11 protein-coding genes are annotated in these 11519 nt (G+C 57.4%); 5 read left to right on the top strand and 6 right to left on the bottom strand.

Annotation, left to right across the window (positions count from 1 at the left end):
- Nucleotides 1–53 precede the first annotated feature (53 nt).
- From hofQ to pilM, 5 genes are read right to left on the bottom strand one after another with little or no spacing between them, the layout of a single operon-like run.
- Nucleotides 54–1277: a DNA uptake porin HofQ gene (gene hofQ / locus ACERY3_RS17625; protein WP_231113511.1), complete on the bottom strand. Its 1224-nt coding sequence runs from the start codon at nt 1275–1277 to the stop codon at nt 54–56.
- Nucleotides 1204–1608 (bottom strand): HofP DNA utilization family protein, encoded by a 405-nt coding sequence (locus tag ACERY3_RS17630; protein WP_373226167.1) that lies wholly within the window; start codon nt 1606–1608, stop codon nt 1204–1206. Before ACERY3_RS17630 ends, hofQ begins: the two co-directional genes overlap by 74 nt.
- The gene (locus ACERY3_RS17635; protein ID WP_094934891.1) at nt 1598–2053 is read right to left on the bottom strand and encodes a HofO; all 456 of its coding nucleotides are present in this window, start codon (nt 2051–2053) and stop codon (nt 1598–1600) included. The genes ACERY3_RS17630 and ACERY3_RS17635 overlap by 11 nt, the downstream gene beginning before the upstream one ends.
- 3 nt (nt 2054–2056) lie before the next feature.
- Nucleotides 2057–2551 (bottom strand): PilN domain-containing protein, encoded by a 495-nt coding sequence (locus ACERY3_RS17640; RefSeq protein WP_373226168.1) that lies wholly within the window; start codon nt 2549–2551, stop codon nt 2057–2059.
- Entirely contained in the window at nt 2548–3330 is a 783-nt protein-coding gene (pilM, locus tag ACERY3_RS17645) for a pilus assembly protein PilM (RefSeq protein ID WP_373226169.1), read from the bottom strand. Before pilM ends, ACERY3_RS17640 begins: the two co-directional genes overlap by 4 nt.
- Before the next feature lie 120 nt (nt 3331–3450).
- On the opposite strand from pilM, the gene mrcA reads away from it, so the two are divergent.
- The gene (gene mrcA, locus ACERY3_RS17650) at nt 3451–6003 is read left to right on the top strand and encodes a peptidoglycan glycosyltransferase/peptidoglycan DD-transpeptidase MrcA (protein WP_047059820.1); all 2553 of its coding nucleotides are present in this window, start codon (nt 3451–3453) and stop codon (nt 6001–6003) included.
- An 89-nt stretch (nt 6004–6092) separates the two neighbouring features.
- On the opposite strand, the gene nudE is transcribed toward mrcA, so the two are convergent.
- Entirely contained in the window at nt 6093–6653 is a 561-nt protein-coding gene (nudE, locus tag ACERY3_RS17655; protein WP_008503041.1) for an ADP compounds hydrolase NudE, read from the bottom strand.
- Nucleotides 6654–6977: 324 nt separating this feature from the next.
- Between nudE and ACERY3_RS17660 the strand changes: the two genes are divergently transcribed.
- From ACERY3_RS17660 to hslO, 4 genes are all read left to right on the top strand, one after another.
- Complete coding sequence (locus ACERY3_RS17660; protein WP_033146817.1) at nt 6978–9113, top strand: intracellular growth attenuator family protein; 2136 nt, start codon at nt 6978–6980, stop codon at nt 9111–9113.
- 67 nt (nt 9114–9180) lie between these two features.
- Nucleotides 9181–9864 carry a GMP/IMP nucleotidase gene (gene yrfG, locus ACERY3_RS17665; RefSeq protein WP_032662264.1) on the top strand — a complete coding sequence of 228 codons (684 nt, stop codon included), beginning with the start codon at nt 9181–9183 and terminating at the stop codon, nt 9862–9864.
- The gene (hslR, locus tag ACERY3_RS17670) at nt 9861–10262 is read left to right on the top strand and encodes a ribosome-associated heat shock protein Hsp15 (protein ID WP_029740483.1); all 402 of its coding nucleotides are present in this window, start codon (nt 9861–9863) and stop codon (nt 10260–10262) included. The genes yrfG and hslR overlap by 4 nt, the downstream gene beginning before the upstream one ends.
- 17 nt (nt 10263–10279) lie before the next feature.
- Nucleotides 10280–11164, top strand: a complete 885-nt coding sequence (gene hslO / locus ACERY3_RS17675; RefSeq protein WP_161495995.1) for an Hsp33 family molecular chaperone HslO — start codon at nt 10280–10282, stop codon at nt 11162–11164.
- Nucleotides 11165–11519: the final 355 nt, after the last annotated feature.

Below are 11519 nucleotides of genomic sequence, written 5' to 3' on the forward strand. Positions count from 1 at the left end.
GTCAAACATCTGCAACAAACTGAATGCAAAATCATTGCGGGGATCGTTACCCGTCAGCGAATACCGACCAGACGTGGTGTAATAAACACCACTAGCTCGCGCCGTTCATTATCCTTCCCATCGTGGCGAAAAAGCTGCCCAAGCCAGGGGATTTTCCCCAGCCCCGGCACGCTGTCGCTGCCAGTTTTGTTCTTCTGCGAAAAAATTCCCCCCAACGCCAGCGTTTCTCCACTTTTTACCTCCACCTGGGTTTCTATCTCCTGTTTGTCGATCGCCAGCGTTTCGCCGTCAGCCTGCTGCAGGACTTGTCCCGGCATATTTTCACTGATGTGCAATTTCAGGCGCACGCGCCCTCCCGGTAAGACCACCGGCGTGACCTCCATCCCTAATACCGCCTCTTTAAACTCAACGGAGGTTGCGCCACTTTCGCCGCTTGAGACCTGATACGGAATTTCACTCCCCTGCTTGATGCTGGCCGGTTGCATATGCGAGGCCAGCAGCCGCGGGCTGGCGATGATATCGACCTGCTGTTTTTGCTCCAGCGCAGAAAGCTCCAGATCCAGCAGCCGACCATTGATCCGTCCGATGTTAAAACCCACGTGGCTGGTGGCGCTGGCGACGGAAAGATCGCTGCCAAGCGTGGTGAGCTGGCCAACCTTTCCCGCGTCGGCGGCGTCGGCGAGATTCCATTTCACTCCCAGCTCACGCAGGCTTTTTTCATTAATGGTCACAATATGCGCCGCCAGCTCGACCTGTTCGACAGGAATATCCATCTGAGCGGCCCAGCGCTGCAGCGTCTCCACCACCGTCTGGTTATCGCGAATCAGCAGCCGGTTGGTGCGTTTGTCGAGAGACAAACTTCCCTTTGGGCTCAGGAGTTTTTCAGCGTCTTTTTGCAGCTCTCCGGCATCGGCATAGGAGAAAGCGAGGCTGTGAGAAACCAGCGGCGCCTCAAGCTGTCGACGCGTTCGCTCCTGTTCTGAGCGCTCCTGCTGTTCACGCTGCCAGGCCGCGGTATGAACATAAAAAATGCCGCCCTCCTCTCGCAAAACGAGGCCAGCGCTGGTGACAACCGTCTGTAACGCTTGCCGCCAGGGGACGCGCGTCAGGTTGAGCGAAAGCGAGCCGCCGACGTCAGGCGATATCACCAGATTTCGGTTCTCCTGTGCGACCAGGCTCTGCAGCACCTGGACTACAGGCACGTCATCCACCACCAGCGTGACCGGTTTTGGCGCGGCGGCCCACAGCGGATGGCTGAACGCCATCAGCCACAGCATTATCCGTAAATTCATTCTTATCCGTTCCTTCTCGTTGCCACGTCCATGTTCCTGGTTCACATGTGTCACCCACATCAACAACCAGTTCCGTTTCATTGATGGCTGTTATCGTCCAGCCCGCCGGGAAGCGTTCATGCGTTTTCAGCCGGTACCAGCGCTTTTGCCCATCCTGTAAAATGCCGATAGCCTGCTGTCCTCCCACCATGCCGCGATAGCGCCACTGCGCCAGCTCGCCAATGGCACAGGGATCGTCCGGCGGGCGAAACGGATCGCGCATGCCGGTCAATAGCAGCGCTGAGCAAACCAGCAAATATCGCGCGCTATTTCGCATGTTCCAGCTCCAGTCGCAGGCGCAACGCTGTACCTTGTGGTGCAATCGCGAAAGCGGCGATCTGCACATCCCGCTGCGCCAGCCGGGAAAAAAGCGCCGGGAGAGCCTGCCACTCCACCTCCAGCATCAGTTCCCCTCCGTTTTGCAGCGGCTTCCAGTGAACCAGCGTCGCGTTATCACCCTGAAAATCGAGCGGGGAAAACGGCGTCAGCTCGCGTACTTCCGTTGTTTCCGTACGAAACGGCACCTTTCTGACGGCAGGCCATAACGCCGCGTTCGTCCTCGCGTCCTGAATCAGCTGTCGCTGTCGTTCAGCACACTGCCTGTCCAGCGGTCTGAGCAAGGTACCCCACGCGGCCAGTCCTGCCAGGAGGCTCCCCAGACACCAGAAAAGCACCCGATACCAGGGACGGCTTTCGCACCAGCGTTCTAACAGGGTATCCATGCGTTACCCCTCGCTTTTAAGATGGAGGGTGAACATCCAGCGCCCCTGGCTGTCCTGCCGAAGCTCACCCGCCGTTCCGGGCGTAAAACCCGCTATTTGGCCCAGCGCATCGCGCAGAGCAGACAGGGCTGGCAGGGTTATGGCATACCCGGTCAACATCAGAGCAGGAGGCTGATAGCGCAGCTCTGTCAGCCAGACCTGTGAAGGAGTGGCGCGGGAAAGGGATTCCAGAACCGGTTGCCATGCGCGTCGTTGAAGGGTCTGCGCTGGCTTCTGCGCCTGTGAGGCGAGTTTCTGCCGGGAGGCAAGAGCGTGCTGCACGGCCTGCGTTCCCGTCAGCTCCGTTTGCAGCACGTGTAGCCTCATAACAGGGTTTATCCGCAGGCAGAAAATGATCGCGAACATCAACAGCACGGTGCCGACACACATTGCCCCCCAGAAACGCAGGCATCGTGCGCGCCGCTGCTGTCGCCAGGGCAGAAAGTTCATGAGGCTCATCCGGGCACCTCGCTCATGGCCAGCGCCAGCGCCAGCGCAACGGTATAATCAGCGCCGCAGTCCGGTAGCGGGGCCTGGCAGCGCTCCAGGATTTCCCACGGGTCACGTCGGCTATCAAACAGCGCGATGTCATCCGGACCAAGCGCCAGCAGCGCCGCCAGCTCGGCCACGCTTTCGGCTTCTGTCGTAAAACGGCGTCCCCACTGGTGGCGCATCGCCCACAGCCACTGCCGCTCGTCCCGCCAGGCGACGCACGTCGCTGGTGCCACCGCGGGAAGAAGATTCGCCAGCGCGCTGGCATCCGGCGTAATCGCCACCAGCCGCAAACGCAGCGTTTTCGCCAGCGCCAGCAGGGTGTCGATCTCGTTGTTTTGCGCGGCGGTCACGTGAAAGGTATTGCTGAAGGTATCCTGCGCGTAATCGAAACAGAGCGTATCGGCAGACATCTCCAGTTCGCGCGCGAGCGCCGCACCAAGCCATGAGAGCTGCTCGCTGTCGCGCAGCGCGACGGTCGGGCGGGGGAGCGTCCGTTGCAGGGTGCGTGCTGCCGGGAAAGAGAGGAACACCCGGTGGTAGTGCGGCAGCGTTTTCCGCCAGTCGCGTAACGCATCAACCAGCTGTTCTGGCTGACAAATTTTGCCGTCACGAATGATGCCCTCGTCCAGAGGAATCGCCCACCAGCGGCGCATGCACCAGCCCGACTTCTCCCGTGCCAGCGCAACGATCCGCACCCTATCCTGTTGAATATGAACGCCCGTTTGCCATGTTTTGAAAGCCATGCTTCACGATCTCCTTATCGCCCGTCGTCTTGACGGCTATATCAATGAATCAGGCTTGCCTTTATACTACCGCGCGATTGTTTAGAAACTGCCCAAGTGAAACCAAATGGGAAATCTCCGGTGAAGTTCGTAAAGTATTTATTCATCCTTGCAGTCTGTTGCATTCTGCTGGGAGCAGGCTCGATATACGGTTTATACAAATATATTGAGCCACAGCTACCTGATGTCGCCACGCTTCGCGATGTGCGCCTCCAGATCCCGATGCAAGTCTATAGCGCCGATGGCGAGCTGATGGCGCAGTATGGCGAGAAGCGTCGTATTCCGCTGACCTTAAACCAAATCCCCCCCGTGATGGTGAAAGCCTTTATCGCCACGGAGGACAGCCGTTTTTACGAGCACCACGGTGTCGATCCGGTGGGGATTTTCCGTGCCGCGAGCATTGCGTTGTTCTCTGGTCACGCCTCTCAGGGGGCGAGTACCATTACGCAGCAGCTGGCGCGTAACTTCTTCCTCAGCCCTGAAAAGACGCTGATACGCAAGATCAAAGAGGTGTTCCTCGCGATCCGTATTGAGCAGCTGCTGAGCAAAGACGAAATCCTTGAGCTGTACCTCAACAAAATCTACCTGGGTTACCGCGCCTATGGCGTGGGGGCTGCCGCACAGGTGTACTTCGGTAAGCCCGTTGAGCAGCTCACCTTAAGCGAAATGGCAACCATCGCCGGTCTGCCGAAAGCGCCGTCCACGTTTAACCCGCTCTACTCGCTCGATCGCGCCACCGCGCGCCGTAACGTCGTTTTGTCACGTATGCTGAGCGAAGGCTACATCAGCCAGAGCGAGTACGACCAGGCGCGTAACGATGTCATTGACGCTAACTACCACGCCCCTGAGATCGCCTTCGCGTCCCCTTACCTGACCGAAATGGTTCGCCAGGAGATGGTGAATCGCTATGGTGACAAGGCCTATGAAGATGGCTATCGCGTGTACACCACCGTCACCCGTAAGGTCCAGCAGGCGGCTCAGGAAGCGGTGCGGAACAACGTGATGGACTACGATATGCGTCACGGCTATCGCGGCCCGTCAAACGTGCTCTGGAAAGTGGGCGAAAGCGCGTGGGACAGCAAAAAAATCACCAGTACGCTGAAGGCGCTGCCAACCTATGGTCCGCTCCTTCCTGCCGTGGTGACGCAGGCCGATCCTCAGGAAGCCGTTGCGACGCTCGCGGACGGTACGTCCGTCTCGCTGCGTATGGACGGTATCCGCTGGGCGCGTCCTTACCGCTCGGATACGCTGCAGGGCGCAACGCCGCGTAAAGTGACCGATGCCGTCCAGACCGGGCAGCAAATCTGGGTGCGCAAGGTAGGCGAATCCTGGTGGCTGGCACAGGTGCCGGACGTCAACTCGGCCCTGGTCTCTATCAATCCACAGAACGGTGCCGTTCTGGCCCTGGTCGGCGGGTTTGATTTCAACCAGAGCAAATTTAACCGCGCCACTCAGGCGCTGCGTCAGGTCGGTTCCAATATCAAACCGTTCCTCTACACGGCAGCGATGGATAAGGGCTTGACCCTCGCCAGCATCCTTAACGACGTCCCAATCTCCCGCTGGGATGCCGGTGCCGGTTCCGACTGGCAGCCGAAGAACTCCCCTGCGGAGTATGCCGGCCCAATTCGTCTCCGTCAGGGCCTGGGACAGTCGAAAAACGTGGTGATGGTGCGCGCCATGCGCGCAATGGGCGTCGACTATGCCGCAGAGTATCTGCAGCGCTTCGGTTTCCCGGCGCAGAACATCGTTCGCACCGAGTCGCTGGCGTTAGGCTCCGCCTCGTTTACGCCGCTTCAGGTCGCACGCGGGTACTCGGTGATGGCCAACGGCGGCTTCCTGATTGACCCGTACTTCATCAGCAAAATCGAGAACGACCAGGGCGGCGTGCTGTTCGAAGCGAAGCCGAAAATTGCCTGCCCTGACTGCGATATTCCGGTGATTTATGGTAATACGCCAAAATCCGAGGTGCTTGAGAATAAGGACATGGAAGACCCTGCCGTGTCTCAGGAGCAGCAGAACGGCGTCGTGCCGCAGCCGCAGCTTGAGCAGGCTAACCAGTCGCTGGTGGCACAGACTGGCGCGCCAGAATATGCCCCGCACGTGATCAACACGCCGCTGTCGTTCCTGATCAAAAGCGCGCTGAACACCAACATCTTCGGTGAACCGGGCTGGCAGGGCACAGGCTGGCGCGCAGGGCGCGATTTGCAGCGTCATGACATCGGCGGTAAAACGGGGACAACCAACAGCTCGAAAGATGCGTGGTTCTCCGGCTACGGCCCGGGCGTGGTGACGTCGGTCTGGATCGGTTTCGACGATCACCGCCGTGACTTAGGCCGTACAACGGCATCCGGCGCGATTAAGGATCAGATTTCCGGCTACGAAGGCGGAGCAAAGAGCGCGCAGCCGGCCTGGGACGCCTACATGAAGTCCGTTCTTGAAGGCGTGCCGGAGCAGCCGTTAACGCCACCGCCAGGCGTGGTGACGGTTAATATCGACCGCAGCACGGGCCAGCTCGCCAACGGCGGTAATAGTCGCGAAGAGTATTTCATCGAGGGCACGCAGCCAACCACGCAGGCGGTGCATGAGGTGGGGACAGAGATTATTGATAACGGCGAGACGCACGAGCTGTTCTGACAACAAAGCAAAACGGCAACCTTTGGTTGCCGTTTTTGTGTTTGCTCCCTCTTCCCGTGGGAGAGGGTTGGGGTGAGGGCATCAGGCCACTACAATCGCCCCTGCCCCTTCAACCACTCCCGTACCAGGAACAGCGCGCTCACGTTGCGAGCCTCATTAAAGTCAGGGTCTTCAAGCAGATCCATCAGGTGCGCTAGCGGCCAGCGAACCTGCGGCAGCGGCTCCGGCTCATCCCCTTCCAGCGATTCAGGATAGAGATCTTCAGCCACCACGATATTCATTTTGCTGGAAAAATAGGACGGCGCCATGCTTAGCTTTTTCAGGAATGAAAGCTCATTCGCACCGAAGCCGACCTCTTCTTTCAGCTCGCGGTTTGCCGCTTCAAAGACGGTTTCACCCGGGTCGATAAGCCCTTTCGAGAACCCAAGCTCGTAAGATTCCGTTCCCACAGCGTATTCGCGGATCAAAATCAGATGATCGTCGACAATGGGAACAATCATCACCGCTTCGCGCGAAGAGGGGCGCATACGTTCATAAACGCGACGCACACCGTTGCTGAACTCCAGGTCCACACTTTCGACATTAAACAGGCGCGATTTGGCGACAGTTTCAACATTCAGAATGGTGGGTTTTTGTAATGGTTTGCTCATCTTGATGGGTCTTAGCAGTGAGAACTGGCGTTATTGTGCGATATGCCGCACGGTTTCGGCAATGTCAATCGTTCTTTATTTACATTTATGCAACGTATCAGGGATCAATCCTCAATTCAAAACAAATGTCAAGAGGTTGAAATGTTTCCAGGAATTTGCTGATATCGCGCCATAACAGGCTTTGCTATCATCACCGGTCACTGGGATGCGCTTCAGAATGCTCAAGTTCGACTCCATACTTGCCGATAGCCAGCCACAGACTCTCATTCAATGTAAAGGTGCTACTGACTACACCTGTAAGAAGATAAGTAAGATGGGGAAAGCATGAGCACCATTTTGATTGTTCTCGCTGCTATGCTGGCCGGCGCGTTGGTTGCAGGGTGGTTGTACAGGCGCCGCGTACAGCGCCGTTATCGTCTGCCTTTTTTAAACGCATTTGCGGGTGCGAGCACGCGTAAACTCACGCAGGACGAGCGCGATGCGGTTGAAAACTATCTCGAAATCCTGAACCGTACTCAGTTAACGCCTGGGCCAACGGGAGCCACCGCTGCGCCCGTCGCGCTAAAGCTGAATGCGCAAAGTGATACCGTGCTGTGCGTGACGCGCTCCATCACGCGCTATGGCATTACCACTGATGACCCGAACAAATGGCGCTATTACCTTGATTCCGTCGAAGTGCATCTGCCCCCGTCCTGGGAGCAATACATTAATGACGAAAACAGCGTTGAGCTGATTCACACCGATTCGTTGCCTCTGGTTATCACGCTTAACGGCCATACGCTGAATGAATACCTTCAGGAAGCCCCGCGTTTTGCGCTGGAGCGCGCGAGTTCAACGCAGGCGTCCATTCGTGGCGAAGAGACAGAGCAGATCGAACTGCTGAACATTCGCCAGGAAACGCATGAAGAGTACGCCCTGAGCCGCCCGGACGGCATCCGTGAAGCCATTCTGATCGTTGCTGCCTTCCTGCTCTTTTTTATCTGCCTGCTGACGCCGGATGTGTTTGTCCCCTGGCTGGCTGGCGGCGCGGTGCTGCTGCTGGCCGGCGGGCTTTGGGGTCTCTTTGCTCCACCGGCTAAAACCTCGTTGCGCGAGATCCACTGCCTGCGCGGGACGCCAAAGCGCTGGGGCCTGTTCGGTGAAAACGATCAGGAACATCTCAACAATATTTCGCTCGGTATTATCGACCTGATCTACCCGCGTCACTGGCAGCCGTGGATCGCACAGGATTTAGGGCAGAAAACCGATATTGATATCTACCTTGACCGCCACGTTGTGCGCCAGGGGCGCTTCTTATCCCTGCATGATGAAGTGAAAAATTTCCCGCTTCAGCACTGGCTGCGCAGTACGGTCATTGCCGGCGGCGCCGCGCTGGTCTTAGCCATGCTGCTGCTTTTCGTGCCGCTGGATATGCCCATTAAATTCACCCTGTCGTGGATCAAAGGGGCGCAAACCATTGAAGCGACCAGCGTCAACAAACTGGATGAAGCCGGTGTACGCGTGGGGGACACGCTGCGCCTGAAAGGGACCGGGATGTGTAATATTCACACCCCGGGGGCGTGGAACACGCGTCAGAGCTCGCCGTTCATGCCGTTCGACTGTTCGCAAATTATCTGGAACGACGCGCCGCCGCTGCCGCTGCCGGAATCCGAAGTGGTGAATAAGGCCACGGCTCTTACCCAGACGGTTAACCGCCAGCTGCATCCGAAACCGGACGATGATTCGCGCGTCAGCCCCGCGCTGCGCTCGGCCATTCAGAAATCAGGCATGGTTCTGCTGGATGATTTTGGTGACATCGTCCTGAAAACGCAGGATTTATGCTCCTCTCAGGATGAGTGCATACGCCTTAAAAACGCCCTGGTAAACCTGGGGAACAGCAAAGACTGGGACTCGCTGGTAAAACGCGCCGAAGCGGGACGACTGGATGGCGTTAACGTGCTGCTGCGTCCGGTGAGCGCGGAATCGCTGGATAACCTGGTCGCCACCTCGACGTCGCCGTTCATGATGCGCGAGACCACCCGTGCGGCTCAGGCGCTGAACAGCCCGGCGCCGGGTGGCTTTGTGATAGCAAGCGATGAAGGCAGCGATCTGGTCGATCAGCCCTACCCGCAGGTTGCGCTTTATGACTACCCGGCGCAGGAGCAGTGGAGCCAGTTCCAGCGCCTGGCGCAGATGCTGATGCAAACGCCGTTCAGCGCCGAAGGGATTGTTACGAGTATTTATACCGACGCCAACGGCACTCGCCATATCGGCCTGCACCGGATGCCGGATAGCGCAGGCTTGTGGCGTTACATCGGCACCTCTCTGCTGATGACCGCGATGCTGATCGCCATTTTCTGGAACGGCTTTATGGCCCTGCGCCGCTACCAGCGCTCGCGCACCCGGCTTGCCGACATTCAGCAGTATTATGAAAACTGCCTCAATCCAAAGCTGATCCCCTCGTCTGAGAGCCTGATCTGATAACGTCGTTGCGCGACAAGATGTGCTACCCTGTCGCGCACGTTTCTTCTGGCTGGAGTTCCCCCTTATGCATCTTGATATCGCCTGGCAGGAGGTAGATACCGTTCTGCTGGATATGGACGGCACGCTGCTCGATCTCGCCTTTGATAACTATTTCTGGCAAACGCTGGTTCCTGAAACCTATGGCGAGCAGCAGGGGATCTCCCCGGCAGAAGCGCAGGCATTCATTCGTTCGCAATATAGCGCGGTGCAACATACGCTAAACTGGTACTGTCTTGACTACTGGAGCGAGCGCCTCGGTTTGGATATTTGTGCCATGACCACCGCCCAGGGCCCGCGCGCCGTTCTGCGCGAGGACACCGTGCCCTTTCTGGATGCGCTGAAAGCGAGCGGCAAGCGCCGTATTTTGTTGACCAACGCGCATCCACATAATCTGGCGGTGAAGCTGGAGCATACCGGTCTGGCGTCGCACCTTGATTTATTACTTTCCACCCACACATTTGGTTATCCGAAAGAGGATCAGCGGTTGTGGCATGCGGTAAGGGAAGAGACGGGTTTGCAGCCAGAACGTACGTTGTTCATTGATGACAGCGAGCCCATTCTGGATTCCGCGGCAAGGTTCGGCATTCGCTACTGTCTGGGCGTGACCAATCCTGACTCTGGCCTGGCTGAAAAAAGCTATCTGCGCCACCCTGGGCTGAACGACTATCGCCAGATGATCCCCTCACTGACCGTGAAGGAGACGCCATGAAAGAAAAACCCTCTGACGGGGTAAGACTGGATAAATGGCTGTGGGCAGCGCGTTTTTATAAAACACGCGCCCTTGCCCGCGAGATGGTTGACGGCGGAAAAGTGCATTACAACGGCCAGCGCAGCAAACCGAGCAAGCTGGTTGAGCTGAATGCCACCTTAACGCTGCGTCAGGGCAACGATGAACGTACGGTGGTGATTAAAGCCATTACCGAACAGCGTCGACCTGCAGCGGAAGCCGTACTACTTTATGAAGAGACGGCGGAGAGCATTGAAAAGCGCGAGAAGACCGCGCTGGCGCGCAAAATGAACGCGCTGACGATGCCCCACCCGGACCGGCGACCGGATAAAAAAGAGCGCCGCGATCTAATGAAATTTAAACACGGTGAGACTGATTAACCTCACCCGCACGAGAGATGAAAATGGCCCAACACGACCAATTACACCGCTATCTGTTTGAACAATTCGCCGTGCGCGGCGAGCTGGTCACCGTATCCGAAACCTGGAAACAGATTCTGGAAAACCACAACTACCCGCTGCCGGTGAAGACCCTGTTGGGCGAACTGCTGGTTGCCACCAGCCTGCTGACGGCGACGCTGAAGTTTGCCGGTGATATCACCGTGCAGCTGCAGGGTGACGGCCCGATGACGCTGGCGGTGATCAACGGCAATAACCAGCAGCAGATGCGCGGCGTGGCGCGCGTTCAGGGCGACGTGCCTGAAAATGCAGACCTCAAAACGCTGGTGGGTAATGGCTACCTGGTGATCACCATCTCCCCAGAGGAAGGCGAGCGCTATCAGGGCGTGGTGGGTCTGGAAGGCGATACCCTGGCAGCCTGCCTGGAAGATTACTTCATGCGTTCTGAACAGCTGCCGACGCGTCTCTTCATCCGCACCGGTGAAGTGGACGGTCAGCCTGCTGCGGGCGGTATGCTGCTGCAGGTTCTGCCTGCGCAGGACGCACAAACCAATGACTTTGAGCACCTGGCGACGCTGACCGAAACCATCAAAGCGGAAGAGCTGTTCAACCTGTCGGCGACCGACGTGCTGTGGCGTCTGTACCACGAAGAAGAAGTAACGGTTTACGACCCGCAGTCCGTGGAATTTAAGTGCACCTGCTCACGCGAGCGCTGTGCTGGCGCGCTGAAAACCCTGCCGGATGAAGAGATCGACAGCATCATGGCGGAAGACGGCGAAATTGATATGCACTGTGACTACTGCGGTACGCACTACGTGTTCAATTCGATGGATATCGCTGAGATCCGCAATAACGCCTCCCCAGCGGATCCGCAGGTTCACTAAACCTCTTTCCCCTCACCCAGCCCTCTCCCCAAAGGGGAGAGGGAACTTGAACCCCCTCTCCCCTTTGGGGAGAGGGCTGGGGTGAGGGGTAAAAAACTCCCCCCAAGCTGAATCGTTTTCCTTATGTAACTCTTACGTAATTTTCTTACGTGTATGCGATTACATTCACATTCTTTCCGATAAAATCACCACTCTTTAACCTTTTCGGAACATTTTCCCCAACCAAAAAGCGATTCCTGCGATAATCCGCCTGCGCTGTGACTGGAGTCGCAGCGTTTTCCGTTAGTAAGGGTTTTGTCCAGATGCGTAAATCTATGAGCCCCGTCGCGGTTAACAACCTCAGAAAAACCCTACA

Source organism: Enterobacter cloacae complex sp. ESBL7, from assembly GCF_041679625.1.
GTDB classification, from domain to species: Bacteria; Pseudomonadota; Gammaproteobacteria; order Enterobacterales; family Enterobacteriaceae; genus Enterobacter; species Enterobacter asburiae_B.